General features: G+C 58.6%; 17 protein-coding genes. 10 read left to right on the forward strand and 7 right to left on the reverse strand.

The window, feature by feature from the left end:
* The first annotated feature begins 50 nt into the window (after positions 1–50).
* The 6 genes from ROO76_21160 (at position 51) to ROO76_21185 (ending at position 5,591) form a co-directional block, all read left to right on the forward strand.
* Positions 51–617 (forward strand): hypothetical protein, encoded by a 567-nt coding sequence (locus ROO76_21160; protein ID MDT8070678.1) that lies wholly within the window; start codon positions 51–53, stop codon positions 615–617.
* A 118-nt stretch (positions 618–735) separates the two neighbouring features.
* On the forward strand, positions 736–1,638 hold the full coding sequence (locus tag ROO76_21165; GenBank protein ID MDT8070679.1) for a prepilin peptidase: 903 nt from the start codon (positions 736–738) through the stop codon (positions 1,636–1,638).
* Complete coding sequence (locus tag ROO76_21170) at positions 1,635–2,936, forward strand: ATP-binding protein (GenBank protein ID MDT8070680.1); 1,302 nt, start codon at positions 1,635–1,637, stop codon at positions 2,934–2,936. Before ROO76_21165 ends, ROO76_21170 begins: the two co-directional genes overlap by 4 nt.
* A gap of 84 nt (positions 2,937–3,020) precedes the next feature.
* Complete coding sequence (locus tag ROO76_21175; GenBank protein MDT8070681.1) at positions 3,021–3,593, forward strand: hypothetical protein; 573 nt, start codon at positions 3,021–3,023, stop codon at positions 3,591–3,593.
* Between the two features lie 104 nt (positions 3,594–3,697).
* Positions 3,698–5,065: a sigma-54 dependent transcriptional regulator gene (locus tag ROO76_21180; GenBank protein MDT8070682.1), complete on the forward strand. Its 1,368-nt coding sequence runs from the start codon at positions 3,698–3,700 to the stop codon at positions 5,063–5,065.
* Positions 5,052–5,591, forward strand: coding sequence for a hypothetical protein (locus ROO76_21185; protein ID MDT8070683.1), 540 nt, complete (start codon positions 5,052–5,054; stop codon positions 5,589–5,591). The genes ROO76_21180 and ROO76_21185 overlap by 14 nt, the downstream gene beginning before the upstream one ends.
* Before the next feature lie 39 nt (positions 5,592–5,630).
* On the opposite strand, the gene glgA is transcribed toward ROO76_21185, so the two are convergent.
* Positions 5,631–7,100, reverse strand: coding sequence for a glycogen synthase GlgA (gene glgA / locus ROO76_21190; GenBank protein ID MDT8070684.1), 1,470 nt, complete (start codon positions 7,098–7,100; stop codon positions 5,631–5,633).
* Between the two features lie 144 nt (positions 7,101–7,244).
* Between glgA and rsmA the strand changes: the two genes are divergently transcribed.
* Positions 7,245–8,111: a 16S rRNA (adenine(1518)-N(6)/adenine(1519)-N(6))-dimethyltransferase RsmA gene (gene rsmA / locus ROO76_21195; protein MDT8070685.1), complete on the forward strand. Its 867-nt coding sequence runs from the start codon at positions 7,245–7,247 to the stop codon at positions 8,109–8,111.
* A 12-nt stretch (positions 8,112–8,123) separates the two neighbouring features.
* A complete protein-coding gene (gene amrB, locus ROO76_21200; protein MDT8070686.1) occupies positions 8,124–8,936 on the forward strand; it encodes an AmmeMemoRadiSam system protein B in 813 nt (270 codons plus the stop codon).
* 318 nt (positions 8,937–9,254) lie between these two features.
* Here amrB and ROO76_21205 read toward each other — a convergent pair whose 3' ends face one another.
* The 3 genes from ROO76_21205 to ruvC all read right to left on the reverse strand — a co-directional run bounded on the left by ROO76_21205 (position 9,255) and on the right by ruvC (position 12,201).
* Complete coding sequence (locus ROO76_21205) at positions 9,255–10,760, reverse strand: FecR domain-containing protein (protein MDT8070687.1); 1,506 nt, start codon at positions 10,758–10,760, stop codon at positions 9,255–9,257.
* A 136-nt stretch (positions 10,761–10,896) separates the two neighbouring features.
* Positions 10,897–11,502, reverse strand: coding sequence for a hypothetical protein (locus tag ROO76_21210; protein MDT8070688.1), 606 nt, complete (start codon positions 11,500–11,502; stop codon positions 10,897–10,899).
* 195 nt (positions 11,503–11,697) lie between these two features.
* A complete protein-coding gene (gene ruvC / locus ROO76_21215; GenBank protein ID MDT8070689.1) occupies positions 11,698–12,201 on the reverse strand; it encodes a crossover junction endodeoxyribonuclease RuvC in 504 nt (167 codons plus the stop codon).
* A gap of 285 nt (positions 12,202–12,486) precedes the next feature.
* Between ruvC and lhgO the strand changes: the two genes are divergently transcribed.
* A complete protein-coding gene (gene lhgO / locus ROO76_21220; GenBank protein ID MDT8070690.1) occupies positions 12,487–13,710 on the forward strand; it encodes an L-2-hydroxyglutarate oxidase in 1,224 nt (407 codons plus the stop codon).
* 237 nt (positions 13,711–13,947) lie between these two features.
* On the opposite strand, the gene ROO76_21225 is transcribed toward lhgO, so the two are convergent.
* The 3 genes from ROO76_21225 to ROO76_21235 all read right to left on the reverse strand — a co-directional run bounded on the left by ROO76_21225 (position 13,948) and on the right by ROO76_21235 (position 17,397).
* The gene (locus ROO76_21225; GenBank protein ID MDT8070691.1) at positions 13,948–15,990 is read right to left on the reverse strand and encodes a carbon starvation CstA family protein; all 2,043 of its coding nucleotides are present in this window, start codon (positions 15,988–15,990) and stop codon (positions 13,948–13,950) included.
* Between the two features lie 16 nt (positions 15,991–16,006).
* Positions 16,007–16,345: a DUF962 domain-containing protein gene (locus ROO76_21230; protein MDT8070692.1), complete on the reverse strand. Its 339-nt coding sequence runs from the start codon at positions 16,343–16,345 to the stop codon at positions 16,007–16,009.
* Positions 16,346–16,443: 98 nt separating this feature from the next.
* The gene (locus tag ROO76_21235) at positions 16,444–17,397 is read right to left on the reverse strand and encodes an L-lactate dehydrogenase (GenBank protein ID MDT8070693.1); all 954 of its coding nucleotides are present in this window, start codon (positions 17,395–17,397) and stop codon (positions 16,444–16,446) included.
* 149 nt (positions 17,398–17,546) lie between these two features.
* Between ROO76_21235 and ROO76_21240 the strand changes: the two genes are divergently transcribed.
* Positions 17,547–19,508, forward strand: coding sequence for a M1 family metallopeptidase (locus ROO76_21240; protein MDT8070694.1), 1,962 nt, complete (start codon positions 17,547–17,549; stop codon positions 19,506–19,508).
* Positions 19,509–19,538 lie beyond the last annotated feature (30 nt).

Raw genomic sequence — 19,538 nt, forward strand, 5'->3', positions numbered from 1 at the left:
GTAAGCAGGCGGTCCGAAAGGGCCGCCTTTGTTTTTGCGACACAAAGGCCGTGGCACGCACCCCAGAAGGGCGATTTTTCGCTGGCAACTGTCCTTCGGTTCGTCGCAACTATCTTGAGATGCCGAAGTTTACGGCCCTTATCTTCGCCCGGCTGGAAGACTCTGCCTATCTGGACCGGGCTCTGGAGTCCCTGAAGGTCGCCAACGATCGACTCCTGATCGACGCTGACCGGAACCCGGAGATTAAAAAAATCGCGCGTCGGCATCATGCCCGGCACAAGAATGGCATCCCCGGCGTTACTCCTGGCGCGTACCTCATGGATGCCTTTCATCACTGGATCCTGGTGTTGCGCCCGTTTGAAGCGCTCAGCAATGACCTCATCCGCGCCCTGGAAGAATGGAAGAAGCGAAAGAAGGACGAGTCTCCCGGGTACGGGTTTCCGATACTCAGGCAGGAGGGCCACAGGTGGTGCGCCGATGACCCTGAACTGAGACTCGTAAATAGGCGGCTGATTAACTGGATGGGGGAGTTGCCGGATAACCAAAGGGCGCCAATCCTCCCGGGGCCGCTTCTGCAATACGAGACAGAAGAGCAGGAACAGAGGATGGCTTCTTAGAGTTTTTCAGCCAAGAACCTGAGCCCTATGAACGTTTACCCTCTTGGGCACCTGCGAACCAGAACCCTGCCTGCGCCGGATATAATCTCCACTCAGACCAGCAGCCACGGAAAATACTTTGGACCCCAACACTGTTTTCACGGCGGTCGCGTTCATTTTCGGCCTCGTATTCGGAAGTTTCCTGAACGTCTGCATCTACCGGATGCCACGCGGGCTTTCGGTAGTGGCGCCGCGGTCCGCATGCCCAAGTTGCAAAAAACCCATCGCTGGTTATGACAACATCCCCGTTGTGAGTTGGCTGGTTTTGCGAGGCCGCTGCCGAAACTGCGGCGCACGCATTGCCGCCAGGTATATCGGCGTCGAGTTGCTCACCGGCATTCTGTTCGCCGCCTGCTTCTGGGAATTCGGACCGAGTCTCGCGGCGGTGAAGTACACAACGTTCTCGTTCCTGCTATTAGGGCTCATCTTTACCGATTGCGAGAACCGTCTGTTGCCCGACCTGCTCACGCTGCCGGGCTTTTTCATTGGGCTGGCTTTCAGCCTGGTGGTGCCGCTCAACGGACTCTTCGAGTTTCTCTATGCCGGCGATTTCAACTGGCGCGCTCTTTCATTGGCGGATGCCCTTCTCGCAGCCTTCATCGGCGGCGGCTTTATATGGGCTGCCGGAGAACTCTACTTTCGAATGCGCGGCATGCCTGGAATGGGATTCGGCGACGTGAAATTGCTGCTGATGATTGGCGCGTTCCTCGGTGTTCGGCTGACGGTGCTGACGGTTTTCGCGGCTTCGGTTGGGGCAGCGGTGATCGGGATCGCGATGTTCCCGGCCGTTTATCGCAGGCGACAGAAAGCCGTATCGTTGAAAAGACGCTTTCCTGACGAGAAAGAACGCCGGCAGGAGGCGTACGATTCTGCCATGCGTTGCATGCGGCTGCCCTTCGGTTCGTTCCTGGGCGGCGCCGCGCTGTTCGTCACGTTCTTCGGGGAACGTGTCGCGAACTGGTACCTGGGACTTTATCGTTGAAGGACCTGCTGACCAACCCGGTCGTGATGCGCGCCATCCTGACATTTGTACTGGCGCTGGCAATGCTAGTTCTCGGCGTCATGTTCATCCGACGCATGCGGCGGTCGATGGTGGAAGAGCCAAGCCCTCGCCGTTCGACAGGAGACGATTCCGGCTTCGCACTAGAGGCCTATCACGGAGTTATTCAGCGGCTGAAAGAGCAGGAACAGGAGTTGGTTCGGCTTCGAGCCGAGGCCTCCGCCCGTGCTTCCGCCAGCGAAAACATGAGCGCCGTGGTGCTGACGAATCTCACCTCCGGCGTGCTCCTGTTCAACAACATGGGAATCGTGCAGCAGGCGAACCAGGCGGCGCGAGGAATTCTCGGATACGCTTCGCCGCTGGGCCTGCACGCGCGCGACATCTTCCGCACCGTTACCGCTCTGCGATTGGAGAACGGTGAGCACCATTCGACGGGTATCGCGCTGATGCAGGCCGTACAGATCGCCATCGGCCAGGGAACTCCTTTTCGGCGAATGGAAGCCGACTATCGAACTCCCGGCGGCGAAGATCGCGTGCTCGGCATCACTCTGTCACCGGTGAAGGGCTCCGCCGGGGAAGGGCTTGGCGCTGCCTGCCTGGTAAGCGACCTCACCCAGATTACGGCGCTGGAGCGCGAGGCCCGCACACGCCAGAAGATGGCTGCGCTGGGTGAAATGTCTGCCGGAATCGCACACGAGTTCAAGAATTCGCTCGCTACGATCAGCGGCTACGCTCAGATGCTGGCGAAATCCGAAGACGCAAGCGCACGCGACTTCGGCCAGCGCATTCGAAACGAGACCGCCAACCTCACCCGTGTCGTGTCCGACTTTCTGGCGTTTGCACGGGGCCCGCAGACAATTTCGCGGGATCCGGTGGAACTTGCCCCCCTCTTCGACGATTGCGCGCGTGAAACAGGCGTCGAGCTGCACATCAACGTGGGCGCAGATGTGGTCCTCTCCGGAGACCGGACCGCCCTTCGACAGGCGATCGCCAATCTCTTCCGCAACAGCGTCGAAGCCAAGGGCAACGACGTACGCATCGACGTCTCGGCCGTTGTGAAGGATAGCGTCGCCGAGGTGCGCATTAAAGATAACGGTCCGGGAATGCCGCCCGAGGTGCTGGAGAAAATCTTCATTCCCTTCTACACGACCAAGCCGAACGGCACCGGTTTGGGGCTTGCGCTGGTGCACCGCATCGTCAGCGATCACGGAGGTAAGGTTACCGTGGTCTCTGGCCAGGAGGGCACCACCTTTATACTTTCGCTTCCTGCCACAAACTGAGGCATCATTGTCCTGAAGGGCGGGCTAGAATACCGCCAGAATCGCATTCATCTTTGCCTGCAGCGACTTGAGGCGGGAGTGTCTATGAAGCATCTCTGGAAGTGGGTGGCGTGCTCAATTCTCGTGGTGGCTGCGACGGCACTTGCCGCTGCGCAGGAACCGCTCGGCGATGTGGCTCGCCAGGAGCGCGCAAAGCCCAAGCCGCACGGCGAAAAAGTCATCACTAATGACGACATCCGGTCCGCGGGCCCCGACGTAGTCGCACCAGAGCCGTCTCCGACAGATTCTGCCGAGAAAGCAGGAAAGGACGAAAAAGCCGACGAGAAGAGCGATCTCACCACGAAAGAAGGTCCTCTGCCTGCGAACGAGGAGATCAAGCGGACCGAGATGTGGAAGAGCAAGATTGCCGCGCAAGAAGCCAAGGTGCAGAGCCTCGACCAGCAGGTACAGCAGATCGATCGCGATTACAGATTGCGCATGTCGGCCTATTATGCCGATCTCGGACTGCGACTGCGCGACGAAGCTCACTGGGCCACAGAGGAAAAGAAGTACCACGAAGATATCGCCAAGAAACAGAAGGAACGCGACGCCGAACGGGACAAGTTGGAAGACATGAAAGACGCGGCAAGACGCGCTGGGGTTCACGGACTAGATTGAGTCAGTTTTCAGTTCCCGGTGTAGGTTCTTCGTTGTTCGGTGTTTTGAGGCAGCAGTGAGTTGTATCGGGTTAAGATTTTCCCGTTTACCGGTTTTGCCGTTGAATGGATTCCATCCTCCTCGTCGAAGACAAAGCTGAATTGCGCGAGATGCTGACGACAGCGCTCGGGCGCATGGGATATGAAGTCGTTCCCGCGCCGGACGCGCCGCCCGCCATGACGCTGCTGGCTTCGCGACGATTCTCCGCCGTGCTCACCGATTTGCGGCTCCCTAACGGCAGCGGCATGGATGTGCTCCAGGCCGCGCTCGACAACGATGCGACGCTGCCGGTGGTTTTGATGACTGCGTACGGTTCTGTGCAGCAGGCCGTGCAGGCCATGCGCGATGGCGCTTTCGACTTCATCGAAAAGCCGATCGACCTCGATCATCTCCAACAGTTGCTCGCACGCGCTATCGAGCGGCAACAACTTCTGCGAGAAAACGTAGTTCTCCGCGAAGAGACCGCGCGACGCCTGGGCCTGCCGCGCATCCTCGGCGAGCACCCGAAACTGCAGGAAGCCGCCCGCGCCATGCAGCGTATCGCGCCGAGTGAATCAACCGTATTGCTGCTGGGCGAGAGCGGTACTGGAAAAGAACTCTTCGCCCGCGCGATTCACCAGCTCAGTCCACGGGCAAAAAAACCGTTCATCGCGATTAACTGTGCTGCAATTCCCGACACACTGGTCGAGAACGAACTCTTCGGTCACGAAAGGGGGGCCTTCACCGGCGCAAACCAGCGCAAGGCCGGACGCTTCGAGATGGCCCATGGAGGAACGCTGTTCCTCGACGAAATCGGAGAGGTGCCGCTCACGGTGCAAGCAAAATTGTTGCGTGCGCTGGAAGAGAAGAAGATCGAGCGCCTTGGCGGCTCGGGCGAAGTCACTGTCGATGTTCGAATCGTCGCGGCCACGAATCGCGACCTCTCGCAGGCCGCGGCCGCCGGAGAGTTTCGACAAGACCTGTTCTATCGCTTGAACGTCTTCCCTATCGCGATCCCTCCGCTACGCGACCGCGGCGAAGATATTGTGCTGCTGGCCGAAGCGTTCCTCGACCGTTTCCGTCGCGAGTTAAAGAAGCCGCGCCTGAAGTTCGCCGTCGACGCGCTGTCAGCCCTTCGTGCGCACTCATGGCCCGGAAATGTCCGGGAGTTGCAAAATGTCATCGAGCGTGCGGCCATTCTCAACGATGCCGAACTCCACGCCGCTGACCTTGGCCTCTCGGCCAACGTTCGCGCCGCCGCCGCACCCGAAACGGAACTCTCACTCGACGGCTCCCTGGCCGACATCTCTGCACAAGCTGTCCGCGCCGTCGAAAAAGCAAAGATCGAAGCGACCCTGCGCGAATGCAAGTGGAACAAGACTGAAGCCGCGCAAAGACTGGGCGTCAGCTACAAGACGTTGCTGACGAAGATTCATGCGTATGGGTTGGATTAGCTTATCGAACAATTCGATTCTCGGTCGGCCGCCTGAGGTTTCGATCGCTGAAGATACAGACGGTCTCCTGATCAAGGTTGCGCTCCGCCGACGTTTTGCTGCGGTCGTAAGTGCTATAGCTACGACTGGCTGCGCCCTGATCGTGGCCGACGCATTTGTGCCTCACCGCCTGATGCTCATCATCGTTGCACTTGCCGCACTGCTCGGAGTTGTGATGTCCATGCGGGAGCAGACTGTAGAACTTCGGGTAAACAATCTTGATTTCGAGACGCTTGGCTATTTTGGCGGGAGTTATCGCCGTCGCAGAACTGAACCTCGAATGAGCATCCGGGGCATGGAACATCGCACCAGCGAGAACGTACCGGGGCTGTACGCTGACATGCCCTTTTACTGGGCCTGCCTTCTTCCCTTCGTCAGTGAACAACAGGCCAACGAAATCATCGAGCGTATCTATCGGAAGTTTCCCGATACCCCGGTCGCGGCGGACCCCTTCACCGAGAATTTAACGACCCTGGAATTGGACTGAGTCTCATCCTTGCTTGGGCTGAATGCTGAGTGCTGCCTGCTACACCATCATTGGCACCACTCCTGCCGACCGCAGCACCAGTGCCCGCTCGTAGATCTTGACATACTCCCTGGCCGACGCCGCCCACGAGAAATCCTTGGCCATGCCGTTCTTCATCAGTTGCGACCAGGCGGCCTTATCAGGAAAAACAGCCAGTGCGCGGTGCAGGGTTTCCAGCAGAGCTTCGCCGCTGTATTCGTGGAACTTGAAGCCAGTTCCCTTCCCGGTTGTCGGGTCGAAGTTCTCGATCGTATCGTCAAGACCGCCGGTGGCGCGTACCACCGGGACCGTGCCGTACTTCAAGCTGAATATCTGGTTCAACCCGCAGGGCTCGTAGCGCGAAGGCATCAGGAACATGTCGGCTCCGGCTTCGATTTTGTGCGCCAGCGCGTTGTCGTAGGCGATCTTGAGAGCAAACTTCTGCGGGAACTGCTTGTTTAAGCGCCGGAATAGATCCTCGTAATCCTTATCGCCCGAGCCGAGGATAACGACAATGACGTTTTCGAGCGCGATTCGATCTGCTACCTGTGAGATGAGATCAAATCCTTTCTGCGCGGCGAAGCGCGAGACGATCCCCACAACCGGCATCCTGGACTCGGGATTGACGCCGAACTCCTTCAGCAGATCACGCCGGCACGCGGCTTTGCCGGTGAGGTCGGCGGCGGAGTAGTGCGCCGCGATGAACTTATCTTTTTCGGGACTCCACTCGTTGTAATCCACTCCATTCACAATTCCGGCGACCACACCCGACCGCGCGCGCAACACGCCTTCGAGCCCAAAGCCGTATTCTGATGTTTGAATTTCCAGCGCGTATTTGCGGCTCACGGTGGTGATGTAGTCGGAATAGATGAGCGCGCCCTTGAGGAAGTTCACCTTGCCGTAGAATTCCAGCTTGGTCAGGGTGAACAGGTCCCACGGAAGCATCAGCAGGGGCAGAGTGTCCGGCGGGAACAGGCCTTGGTAGCCGATGTTGTGCACGGTGAACACGATCGGCACGTCACTGTACGCAGGATCGTCCTGGTAAAGATTGCGCAACAGTACGGGGATGAGCGCGGATTGCCAGTCGTGGCAGTGAAACACGTCGGGCACGCCGAGGATTTTGCAGGCCTCGATTACGGCGCGGCTGAAGAGCAGGAAACGCTCGGCATTGTCGTGATAGTCGCCGAGCGATGTGCCGTATAACGCCTCGCGGTCAAAGAATGGCGGATAATCTATAAAATAGAAATGGACGCCGTCCACGAGGCCGCCATCGAGCACGGAGCAGAACCGGTACTGGTCGTCAAATGGTACTGTAATGCTCTGGATGAGGACCTTGGGATTGTTCAGCTTGGTCTGGCGGTACTTGGGGATAAATACGCTGACCTGGTGTCCGAGTTCGGCTAGCGCCCTGGGGAGCGCGCCGACGACATCGGCAAGGCCGCCGGTCTTGGAATAGGGAACGCACTCCGAAGCGGCGAATGCTATATGCATGAAAACCTCCTCCGCGCGTGCGCGGCGGAATGATAAATGAAAGAATCAACTTGCGCAGTATTTTGGATGTTCGCCAAACGGCGATATTCAGCTTGATTTCAAAATCAACGACACTGTAGAGCCTAGCAGAAAGGCGGCATTCCGTTGGCAAAAGCAGCCGTGACCGCAGGTGGCGCAGGCAGCAAGAAACCCAAACTGGGACAGAATTTCCTCGTCGATCACGGCGCCATGCAGCGCATTGTCGACGCGCTCGGCGATGTCACCCAGGCCACTGTCATGGAGATCGGCCCCGGCAGGGGTGCCCTGACGGATTTCCTCGCCGTGCGCGCTGGAAGGCTTATCGCCGTCGAACTCGATCGCGTGCTCTCCGCGCAACTGCGCATGCGCTACGCCCGCCTGCCCAATGTCGACGTCATTGAAGCAGACATCCTGAAGACCGACATCGGCACGATCGTCGGGAAGCGCCCCGGGCCGTTGCGTGACCTGCGCCCTTCAGCGCCGATTAAGGCTCGCGTCGTCGGCAACCTGCCGTACTACATCACCTCGGACATCCTGCTGGCGCTGTTCGCCGCTCATTACAACATCGATCGCATCGTCATCATGGTGCAGGAAGAGGTCGCGGAGCGACTGGCGGCGAAACCCGGGGGCAGCGAATACGGACTTCTTTCTGCGACGGCACAGCTCTATGGGAAGGTTGAAAAGCTGTTCACACTCCCGCCCGACGCATTCAATCCGCCCCCTAAAGTGCACTCGGGCGTGGTCCGAATCGTGATTGAGCCGCAGTTCGAGGCGCTGCAGGTCGATGAAGAGGGATTTATCGAATTCCTGAAGTTGACCTTCGGCCAGAAACGCAAGACCCTGTTAAATAACCTGCGCGACCGATATGGCGCCGAACCCTCGAAGAAAGCCCTCGCCGCCGCAAAGATTAAGCCCGACGTCCGCGCCGAAGCGCTTTCGCTGGAGAAGATGGCATCGATCTATCAAACACTGAAGAACGGAACTTCGCAGTAGCGGGAGGTCATTATGGCTTCCGTTGTTCGTCCCCCGGCGGTTGCCGGGCAGTTCTACCCGGGTCGCGCAGATATCCTGTTGCGCGAAATTCGTGAATACACCTCAACGCAAGCAGAGAAGCAGCCGGCACTCGGCTGCGTCGCTCCTCACGCCGGATACATGTACTCTGGGAACGTCGCGGGTGCACTCTATGGCTCCTTAAAGCTCCCAAACCGCTACGTGATGCTTTGCCCGAATCACACTGGAATGGGGACACCGCTCGCCATCGTGAGCGAAGGCGCATGGGAGACGCCTCTCGGCCAGGTGCCAATCGACACGCAATTCGCACAATCCTTAAAATCCAAGTTTCCCCTGCTCGCCGAAGATCCCCTCGCGCATCAGACCGAACACGCCCTTGAAGTACAGCTTCCCTTCCTTCAGGCGCTCGTGAAGAACTTCCAGTTCATTCCAATCACGGTCGGCACGAGCCGCCTGGACGCGCTGCAAGGCCTCGGACATGCGATCGCCGAGGTCATCCGCGAACAGAACGTTCCGGCAATGGTCATCGCTTCCAGCGATATGAACCACTACGAGAGCGATTCCATTACGCGCGTGAAAGATCGCAAGGCGATCGATCGCGTCCTCGCGCTCGATCCAGAGGGACTTCATCAGACCGTCCAGCGCGAGCACATCACCATGTGCGGATATGGACCGGCAGTGGTCATGCTGACCGCCGCGAAGGCCCTTGGCGCGACCAAAGCGGAACTCGTGAAATACGCGACTTCCGGCGATGTCTCGGGAGAAAGGGATTGGGTGGTGGGATATGCGGGAATCGCGGTCAGGTAAGAAGAGGCGTAGAAATGAAGAAGACGCGTTGACGCTCAAGAAGCGGTTCCTAAGGAGAGCTATTGAGAATTACGAATATTCCTGGGCACCTGAATACACTAATTCAAGAATGACACCAGCAGCGATGAAAGAGGGGACCCTCGACTTCGACTACAACGATCCAGAATCGAACGTGGAGCTATGTCCCAGAGGCACGGGTGCGTGGGTGAACGCGCGTGTCTGGGTTCCCCAGAAATGGCTGAAAGCAAAGCGCTCGGCTCCTCGCAAATAAATGAGGGCGACCTCGCGGTCGCCCTGTTCCATATAAGTCAATGTTTTCTAGTGCGGTTTGCCTTCGCTCCGCGGCATCGACGGTGGCGGCCCTGACGGCATACGCATTGGTGGTGGCTCAGACCGCATCGACGGTTCTCTCATAGGAGGCGGACTCATGCGAGGCTGCGCCGGTGGCGGCGTTGATCGTGGCTGTGCTGCCGGTGGTGTCATGCGAGGCTGCGTGTGTTCCACCGCCCTTGGTGAAGCCTGTGCAGGCAGCTTTGCGTTCGGCACGGTGGCGGGTTTCCCAGCCTCAACGCCTTTCGCGCCCGGCCGGCCATGCATCACGGCGCCGTTTTCACCACCCGGGACCCCAATTGCCCGCACATGTCCAACTTTGCCGGCATTCAGTGCGCCCGGAGGAACTACCCTGCGCACGGGCACGATCTCACGACTGACCGTCTGGCCCGGTCGCGGAACTCTGCCTGCCGACGCCGTTCCTGTCGAAGGTCTCGCGATGATGGTCGTGCCCGGCGCGACTTCGATGTTCTTATTCGGCGGTCTCGGTATCGCAAAGCCGCTTGGCGGATTCACTACAACCGGCACTGTCTGCCACGCGTACGATGGTGGTCCTGGACGCCAGCTCCAGCCATATCCCGGAACGAACATCCACGAACCATAGCGATAAGGCGCCCAGCCCCACGGATACCCGGAGATGAACGTCCATCCGAAGCCCGGGTAGTAGGACCAATTGCCGTTGCCAAACGGATCCCACGCCATTGGATCGTAGGCATAGGAGGCGTCATAGAAATACGGACGCCACATCCAGCCATAGCCCGGCCCGTAGTACCAGTTGCCATACCGAGCAAGGTCGTAGGCGCCGTAAGCGTTGCCGTAGTAGCTGTTGCTCGCGTGGTATTGCTCGGAGCGCGCCAGGAGTTGCCGGTCCTGCTCACGATCCTTGTTCCAGCTATCGGCGCCGAGCGGGTCCACACCCTTGTTCAAAGCGTATTGAGCGTTGCCCTGGTAGGAAATGGTCTCGTTCTTCTTGACGGCGACTTCGTTTGGCTCACCCTGCAGGATCAGTTCGCCCTTGGTCACCGCGAGATCCTGCTCATCTCCGGCTACATCGACCCGGAACTGCGAGTTCTTCCTGGCGGCGAAGGTATGTCCGTCGAACTCGACCAGGAACTCATTGTCCTTTGCCCTTGGCAGGTCGAAATACGCCAGGCCGTCGTGGACGGCGATGAGACTGTTCTGTTTCCCTTCAGGATTGAGCGTCAGTTCGCGGAAGTCGACCTGTGCGGGTCCAACCAGCCGCATCGTGCTGTCGTTCTCAAATTCCACTTCGGCGTGACTCCCCTGTTCTACGGAGAGTTTCATGCCCTCGACGATGGGCATGTTCAGCAAGGCTTTGTCGGTTTGGCCGGAGTTGCGGGTGACCTGAACCTGTCCGTCCACATAGCTGAGGCGGACAATTCGCGCATGGGAGTTCTGGGCTGAGAGCGCGGGGACCAGCAACAGCAGGACAGCCGCAACGGCCAGAGCGAATCGTACTCTGCGCGCGCGCATAGATGGCTCCTTTACTTACTCTATTAGAACCCTTATTGACGGCCAGAGTTGCTAATTATGTCATGTTGCCGTGGGTCGTCGGTGTCCCAAGTCACACACCAGCGCCCATCTTCTTCCCACCTCTGCCGCACGGTGCCTACTTCTGACTCACCACTGGCCGGCTCCGCTCCAGCAGCACTCGTGCCTTCTGGCGGGCGATATTCATCACGCTCTCGTCATTGGCAATCCGCTCCAGCGTCGGCGCGATCACCTGCAGTTCCCCCAACTGACCATCCTTGTCGAGCTGTACCATGGCCTTCAGATCGCGATCCAGGCCCAGCTTGTCGAACCTCATGTCGTAATCCAGCCTCTGCGCGGTTTCAAAGGTCGTCGACATCTTCTGGAACAGCGAGATCAACTCGTTCATCTGGGCATTGTCAGAGTAGTTGAGCGTAGTCTTGGTTTCTTTATCGCCTTGCCGGAAAGTGACTGTCTTTTTGCCAGTCTGGGCTATTTTGGCTCGTGTCTCGAAGTTTCCCTGGAAATCGTGCAGAGCCTTGGCGATCTGGAAGATTCGCTCGCGCGTCGGCGCCGACATGATGAACTGCAGCGTGTAAGGTTCACCGGGCGGCTGATCATCAGCCGTGTGAGGCCGCGACTCGTAGGTCGCCTGCCCGTTCTGATCCACTGTGATCTGGTACCAGGCGGGATTCGCGACTTTCCAATCGACTTCGAAACTGATCGTCGGGACGGCTGTGCTCATGTGACCTGGGTCAAGACTGTTCTGAGCCGCCGCGGGAGATGCGAAGAATGCGAGAAGTGGAAGTAGAAATATCAGCGAACCGAAAATAGCGGTAGCCCTTTTGTCGTGCTGAGGAGTGAAATGACGAGCAATGCTTGTACCCATATTGGTCTTTCATTATCTCCTAGACGGAAACTGAGCGCTCTGTCATGCGGGTCAGTGCGCCTTCGCCGCGTACCGCTCCAGAGTCGCCGCCGTATGCAGATGGCAAATCGCGATGGCAAGCGCGTCTGCGGCATCGGCGGGCTCCGGAATGCGATCCAGTTTCAGCAGCCGAGCCACCATCATCTGGACCTGTGACTTCTCAGCCTTACCATAACCCACCACCGCCGACTTAACGGCCAGCGGCGCATAGGCCACCACTTCCAGGCCGCAGCGCGCTGCGGAGAGCATTGCGACTCCGCGCACATGCCCCAGCTTCAGCGCCGTTTTGGCGTTGGCGGCGTAGAACACGTCTTCAATGGCTACGATCTCTGGATGATTGCGCTCGATGATTTCGGTGAGCCGGCAGAAGATCTGATCGAGCCGGTGCTCCAGCCGGTCCTGCGGCGAGAGTCGTATAGCGCCAACTTCCAGGCAATGCAGGTCGCAGGAGTCGGCCTGTTCAACCACGCCAAACCCCGTGTACTCGCCCCCGCAGTCGATGCCCATGACGCGCATGAGTGGAGTGTACAACAGGTGAGTTCGATTGCAGTTGCGAGGGGAACCTCGACGGATATCGTGAACAGCGTCGCTGTGGCGAGGTCCGCATCCGGCAAACGGACATCCCCTTACGTTCAGGCGGCGTTTCGGTGCGTATCCTCTTGCTCCCTGGTGTCCGTGAGAGCCGCCTGCAATTGGCAACATTGCGCAAATAGGACGCGCCGAAGTCCTTGAACTCTCCCAGGTGACTATCATCACGAGACCGGCTTGCATGGGCGCATACAATGATTTCGCAGGTGACCCATGCCAGACGGCCGTTTCGACGTGATCATTATCGGTGGCGGAATTGTCGGACTTGCCACTGCCCGCGAACTGTTGCAGCGATTGCCGCGAACCAGTCTCCTCGTGGTCGAAAAAGAAAACGAGATTGCCGCTCATCAGACCGGACATAACTCGGGGGTCATCCACTCCGGTCTGTATTACCGGCCCGGCTCGCTGAAAGCGAAGCTGTGCGTCACCGGCGCCGCCCGAATGATTGCGTTCTGCCGTGAAAACGGTGTTCCGCATGAGGTCTGCGGCAAGGTCGTCGTGGCCACCGAGAAGAGCGAGTTGCCCGCACTGGAAGAGCTATTCTCTCGCGGTACCAACAATGGTGTTCCCAATCTGAGCAAGCTGACGCGCGAGCACATTCGCGAGATCGAGCCCCACGCCAGCGGCATCGCCGGCATTCACGTGCCGGGCACAGGAATCACCGATTTCATCGCCGTCTCCCAGAAATACGCCGAGCACATTGCGGCCGCCGGCGGCGAAATCCGCTGCAATGCAGCCGTTCACGGCTTTCGTCGCGCTGATTCCGCAACTGTCGTCGAGACCAGGGCCGGGGATTTCTTCGGCAAACTGGTCATCAACTGCGCGGGCCTTTACGGCGACCGCGTCGCACGCCTCGCCGGAGCAACGGTCGAGATCCAGAGTGTTCCTTTTCGCGGCGAGTACTACGACCTGAAGCCCGATAAAGCTCACATGGTTCGCGGCCTAATCTACCCGGTTCCCGATCCACGCTTCCCTTTCCTTGGCGTGCACTTCACCAAGCGCATCTATGGCGGCGCCGATGCCGGTCCGAATGCCGTACTGGCGTTTGCACGTGAAGGCTACGGGAAGACCTCGTTCAACCTTGACGAAGCTGTTGAGATTCTGCGGTACCCCGGCTTCTGGGTGATGGCGCGCAAGTATTGGAAGGCTGCGCTCGGCGAGTACTATCGCTCGTTCAGCAAAGCTGCTTTCGTCCTGGCACTACAGAAGTTGATGCCCGAGTTGGTCTCAGGCGACCTTACGCCCGGTCACACTGGAGTCCGCAGCCAAGCCCTGATGCGCGACGGCACGCTGATGGACGACTTCTACTTCGTCTTCACTGAAGGGATCGTCCACGTGGTGAACGTGCCGTCTCCGGCGGCAACGGCGAGTCTCGAAGTGGCGCGTGAAATCGTGGATAGGATTTTCAGCAACAGCGCGGCCGTCGTTCGCGCGTAAGGTTCGATTCGCGCAGATACAGCGCATAGCTCTCGCGAGTGTTCGTCATGTGGTGATGGGCGAGGAAGCGGCGGTATGCGTTTTCGTCGAATATCTCGCGAAGGGCGGCGACAAGGGTTTGTGCAATTCTCCGAAAAGCGGATCCCCTGGGGGCTGCCGCCTGCTCATGATGACAAAGAACTGGTTGTGCCGTTGGCCCCACGGCTGAATGATGATTCCTAATTGTTGACTGCTCCCTCATCCTTCCTCCTCGGCAAAGCGGCTCTGCACGAAGGGCGCTTCGCTCGTCACCGCCCGCTTCCGTCCGCTCAAGACTCTGATCCACTCGACCAATGATTCGGCCACAACGATCACAACCAGGACCACGAGGAAGATCGTCACCGCGGCATCGAGACGATCATTGAAAATCAGCCGAGCGGTATCGCCCCCCGCTCCGGATGCCGCAAGTTGCGCGGCATGCGACAGGAAGCCGACCCGTGGATTAGAGCTGAGCACTTTTTCGTAGCTTGCCGTGAATGTCACCGCTACCAGCCACACCATCGGGACGAGGGTCACAAAGACATAACGCGCACGCCCGCTCTTAAGCACTATGGTTGTCGCCACACAGAGCGCCACAGTTGCGAGCAACTGGTTCGATATCCCGAACAGCGGCCACATCGTATTGATCCCGCCCAGCGGATCCTTGATCCCGGCCCAGGTAAAGTAGCCCCACATCGCCACAACGATCGCGGAGGTCAGCAGGACGCTCGGGTACCAACTGGTGCGGCCGAGCGGCTTCCAAACATGTCCGAGGCCATCTTGCAACATGAAGCGCCCGACCCGGGTTCCCGCATCAAGGACGGTCAGGATGAATAGTGCCTCGAACATGATGGCGAAGTGATACCAGATCGCCATGACCGCCGTGCCCCCGAGCGATCCGGAGAAGATGTGCGCCATGCCGACAGCGAACGCAGGCGCGCCGCCGGTGCGATTGAAGAGTGTCTGCTCGCCGACGTGCCGCGCCAGCATAGCCATCTCATCAGCGCTCACGACGAATCCCCACGAGGAAATCGTGTGTGCTGCCGCTGCCGGAGTTGCTCCCACGACCCCTGCCGGAGCATTAATCGCGAAGTAGACTCCGGGGTCGAGCACGCACGCGGCAATCATCGCCATGATGCCGACGAGCGATTCCGCCAGCATTGCACCGTAGCCGACTAGCCTCGCCTGGGTCTCGCGCTCGAGGAGCTTTGGCGTCGTTCCGCTCGAGATAAGTGAATGGAAGCCGCTGATGGCGCCGCAGGCGATGGTGATAAATGCGAACGGGAAGAGGCTCCCGGCAAAGACCGGTCCGGTTCCGTCGATAAACCGAGTGAGCGCCGGCATGTGCAGCACGGGGCGCATAACAACGATGCCAATCGCAAGAATGCCGATGGTTCCGAGTTTCACGAAAGTGCTGAGATAATCGCGCGGCGCGAGCAGCAGCCACACAGGCAGCGCCGACGCAGCGAAACCATAAACGATGATGGCAATTGCCAGCACGGGCGCGGAGAATGTGAACCACCCCGCATACGGCGATTGCGAGACCCACTGTCCGCCAAAGATCGCCAGCAGCACCAGCACGAAACCGAGAGCCGATGTCTCCAGGACTTTTCCCGGACGCAGGCGACGAAGATAAACACCCATCAGGATCGCAATCGGAATCGTCGCGGCAATCGTGAACGTTCCCCAGGGACTCCCCTTCAACGCGTTCACCACCACGACCGCCACTGCTCCCAGCAGAATCACGATTATCGACATCACAGCTACGAATGCGACGATGCCGCCTATTTTGCCTATCTCCTCGCGCGCCATTTCGGTCAGCGACTTACCGTCCCGCCGGACCGAGAAGGCCAGGATTACAAAATCCTGCACGCATCCGCCCAGCACCGCGCCGACAATGATCCAAAGGGTCCCGGGAAGATATCCGAATTGCGCGGCCAGCACCGGACCGACGAGTGGGCCCGGCCCGGCGATCGCGGCGAAATGGTGTCCGAAGACGACCCACTTGTTCGTGGGAACGAAGTCGCGGCCGTTATCGAGACGTTCGGCCGGCGTCGCTCGCGACTTATCCAGCACCAGCAGCTTGGTCGCGATAAATTTTGAATAAAAACGATATCCAATGGCGTATGTACATAGCGCCGCTACCACCAGCCACATGGCATTGATGGACTCGCCGCGACGAAACGCGATGGTCGCCAGCGACAGTGCACCCAGCAAACTGACGAGAATCCAGATCACCGCACGAAGCAGCTTTCGGCTCATGTTGTTCTTTTCCCGATTACCCGACCATCCGATTTCCCGATGCCTTCAAGTAGGGTCCGAGCCTTCCCGTGGCCATCAGGAACAGCATCCGAAAATCGCTAATGAACGACCAGAACGGATGTCCGAAAGTCGCGGGCGTGTTCTTCTCCAACAGGAAATGCCCGATCCACGCGAATCCATACGCGACTGGAATCCAAAGCAGCGCGTACCAAGGATGCCCGGTCGCGAACGCAACGACAGCCGTCAGGATGCCCAGCGTCGTCCCCGCAGCGTGCATCAGGCGGTTGGAGAAAGACGAGTGCTGCCGGACATAAAAGGCAAAGAACTCTTCGTAGGACTGAAATCTCTCTGCCATGGCACCCCATTCTTTTCATGCCGGCCTGGAACTTCGCGAACGAAAGCGTCCCTTCAGGCTGGATGAGGCATGGTTCGCGTATGGTACCGCAAAATTCTTCACACCCCAACAGTGTTTGCACTTTTCCGCAGCACCTCAGCCGACCGCTGGAGTGCCATTTGCTCCGATTCGCTGAGTTGCAATCGCAGCACCCGCTCGATCCCGTTGCATCCAATCACAGTTGGGAGGCTCAGACACAGCCCATCAATGCCGTAGTAATCGGTAATAAGACTCGATACCGAGAGCACAGTATGCTGGTCGCGCAGAATCGCCTCGACGATTCGCATCAATCCAGCCGCTACCGCATAGTAAGTTGCGCCTTTGCGTTCGATGATGTGGTATGCGGCATCGCGGGTGCGCCGAAAGATATCGTCGAGCATCGCCTGGTCGTGCGTTATCCCATTCAAATCGGCGTAGTCGGCCAAGCGCAGTCCCGCAATATTCGCCAGCGACCACACTGGAACCTCGCTGTCACCGTGCTCGCCAACAATGTACGCATGTACGCTGCGAGGTTCCACGCCAAAATGCTTTCCCAGCAGATACCGGAACCGCGCCGTATCAAGGATTGTTCCCGAACCTATTACGCGATTCGGCGGCAATCCCGAGAGCTTCTGCGATACCTGCGTCAGAACATCGACAGGGTTCGTCGCGATCAGCAGAATGCCCTCTGGATTTCGACGCGACACTTCGGGAACGATCTTGCCGAAGATCTCGGCGTTCTTCTTTACCAAATCAAGTCGCGTTTCTCCCGGGCGCTGTCCGGCCCCGGCAGTGATAACCACGATGGCGGCGCCAGCACAGTCGTCGTAGTCTCCTGCCCAGACACGCGTGGGGTAGGTAAAAGGCTCGGCATGGTTCAGGTCCATGGATTCGCCCTCAGCGCGGGCGCGGTTGGCGTCGATTAGGACGATTTCCGCGGCGAGTCCACGAAACAGCAGAGCGTATGCGAAGGTGGCGCCTACATTGCCTGCGCCGATGATGACCACCCGCACCGGGTTTGAACTGGAAGGCATTGTGTTGACTCCATGAGTTTGGAACGTTCGATGAAATCCAATCGTGGCAAGATGCGAGGACGCTTCATTGACACCGCCGCAGGGGGAACGATACGCTTCCCGCATCCCCGGAGATCACTGTTCGGCGTTGTTCTCCCAAGGAGATCCTGATGCGCCTTTTATGGCTGCCTTTCTGCGCCATTCTCGTCCTATCCCCATTAATATTGACAGCACAGCAAGCCCCATTGTCGCAGCGCGTTGTCCAGTACGACATCGATGCGAAGTATGACGCGAAGACGCACTCGCTCAACGCCGTTGAAACGCTGACCTGGCACAACTTTACAGGCAAGCCCCAGGACAAATTTCCCTTCCATCTCTATCTCAACGCCTTTCAGCCGCATTCGACTTTCAACCAGGAATCACGCCGTCGCGGCGGCTTTCGCGAAGGGATGGGGGGCACCGGAAACAAGGGTGAAGGCTCCATCGTGATCCAGCAATTTGAAGTCGTAGGCATGGGCGACGGCAAGAGCAAGCTCACATTCCCTACCCCGCAGAACGTGACCGACAAAATCAAGTACGTTCAGCCCGACGACGGCAATACGGACGACAAAACGGTCGTTGAGATACCGCTGCCACAGCCAGTCCCGGCGGGCGGCGAAGTGACATTCCGGATCACCTTCCATGACCAGTTCCCCGAAGTTGTGGCGCGCACCGGCTACAAACGGGACTTCATCCTCGCCGGCCAATGGTTCCCCAAGGTCGGTGTGTGGTGGAAGGGCGCCTGGAACTGCCACCAGTTCCACGAAAACTCCGAGTTCTTCGCCGACTTCGGCGTCTACAACGTCAACATCACGATGCCGCAGAACTTCATCGATGGCGCCACGGGGATAAGGGTCGCGGATAAGAAGAACAACGACGGCACGAAGACAGTTACCTACCACGCCGAAGACGTCCACGACTTCGCCTGGACCGCGGATCCGAACTACAAGGTCGTAACCGCCACATACACCAACAGCGCCGGGAACAAGACCGACATCCGCATTCTGATGCAGCCCGACCATATGGATACCGCCGAGCGCTACCGGCAGGTCACGCTCGGATCGATGAAGAAGTTCGACGAGTGGTATGGCCCCTATCCTTACTCCACGCTCACGGTTGTCGATCCCGCGAGCGGCGCCGAGCAGGCAGGCGGCATGGAATATCCGACCTTCATCACCGGCCTCTCGATGTACCACGTTCCGAAGGGCCTGAAGATGATGCCGGAGGGCGTCGTCGAACACGAGTTCGGCCACCAGTACTGGTATGGCATGGTGGCTACCAATGAATTCGAGGATGCATGGCTCGACGAAGGGATCAACAGCTATTCGGAAGTGAAGGTGCTCGCCGCGCTCTACGGTAAAAAGACTGACGTGCTCAACGTCCTGGGCGCGACCATGGGAGATGCCGACGAGCAGCGCATCAGTTACGTGGGTTCAGCCGACCTCGACCCATTAACCGATAATGCCTGGGACTACGTTACCTCCAACTCCTACGGTGCTGTCACATACGGCAAAACGGCCACGGTGCTGCTCACGCTCGAGGGCATTATCGGCGAGCAGAAGATGCAGCAGGCGCTCCGCACCTGGTTCGAGCGCTACAAGTTCACCCATCCCACCGAAGAAGATTTTATGAACACGGTGAACGAAGTTGCCGGCCAGGATCTCTCGTGGTACTGGGACCAGGCGGTGAAAGGAACGCAGGTTCTGGACTACCGGATACTCAGTGCGAAGTCGTTGAACAATAACTGGAAATCAGCCTTCGCGAAGAAAGGTACCGTTCCTTACGACACCATCGTCACCGTGCATCGCAAGGGCGACTTCATAATGCCGGTGCATCTCCAGGTCAAGTTCGATAATGGCGACGTAGAGAACGCAACCTGGGACGGCAAGGATCGGTGGCATCGATTCGAGTGGCACAAGAACGCTAAGTTCGTCTCGGCGGAAATCGACCCAACGCACCAGGTCCTGCTCGACAAGGACCTCTTCAACAACAGTTACCTGGCCGAACCCAACGGCAAGGCCACAAGAAAACTTACGGCCTACTGGATGATCTTCACACAGTGGTTCGGACAGATGCTTTCTTGGCTCACCTGATCTGAGTCGAAGGCGAGCTTCAAAACTTCA

This window comes from Terriglobia bacterium, assembly GCA_032252755.1.
GTDB lineage: Bacteria > Acidobacteriota > Terriglobia > Terriglobales > Acidobacteriaceae > JAVUPY01.

What these genes read in the sequence shown, in the direction of transcription:
- ROO76_21210 (MDT8070688.1), bottom strand. Translation starts at nt 11,502, where the DNA reads ATGAGCACAGCCGTCCCGACGATCAGTTTCGAAGTCGATTGGAAAGTC.
- ROO76_21230 (MDT8070692.1), bottom strand. Translation starts at nt 16,345, where the DNA reads ATGGCAGAGAGATTTCAGTCCTACGAAGAGTTCTTTGCCTTTTATGTC.
- glgA (MDT8070684.1), bottom strand. Translation starts at nt 7,100, where the DNA reads ATGCATATAGCATTCGCCGCTTCGGAGTGCGTTCCCTATTCCAAGACC.
- amrB (MDT8070686.1), top strand. Translation starts at nt 8,124, where the DNA reads ATGGCTTCCGTTGTTCGTCCCCCGGCGGTTGCCGGGCAGTTCTACCCG.
- ROO76_21185 (MDT8070683.1), top strand. Translation starts at nt 5,052, where the DNA reads ATGGGTTGGATTAGCTTATCGAACAATTCGATTCTCGGTCGGCCGCCT.
- ROO76_21180 (MDT8070682.1), top strand. Translation starts at nt 3,698, where the DNA reads ATGGATTCCATCCTCCTCGTCGAAGACAAAGCTGAATTGCGCGAGATG.
- ROO76_21240 (MDT8070694.1), top strand. Translation starts at nt 17,547, where the DNA reads ATGCGCCTTTTATGGCTGCCTTTCTGCGCCATTCTCGTCCTATCCCCA.
- ROO76_21225 (MDT8070691.1), bottom strand. Translation starts at nt 15,990, where the DNA reads ATGAGCCGAAAGCTGCTTCGTGCGGTGATCTGGATTCTCGTCAGTTTG.
- ROO76_21175 (MDT8070681.1), top strand. Translation starts at nt 3,021, where the DNA reads ATGAAGCATCTCTGGAAGTGGGTGGCGTGCTCAATTCTCGTGGTGGCT.
- lhgO (MDT8070690.1), top strand. Translation starts at nt 12,487, where the DNA reads ATGCCAGACGGCCGTTTCGACGTGATCATTATCGGTGGCGGAATTGTC.
- ROO76_21235 (MDT8070693.1), bottom strand. Translation starts at nt 17,397, where the DNA reads ATGCCTTCCAGTTCAAACCCGGTGCGGGTGGTCATCATCGGCGCAGGC.
- ROO76_21205 (MDT8070687.1), bottom strand. Translation starts at nt 10,760, where the DNA reads ATGCGCGCGCGCAGAGTACGATTCGCTCTGGCCGTTGCGGCTGTCCTG.
- ruvC (MDT8070689.1), bottom strand. Translation starts at nt 12,201, where the DNA reads ATGCGCGTCATGGGCATCGACTGCGGGGGCGAGTACACGGGGTTTGGC.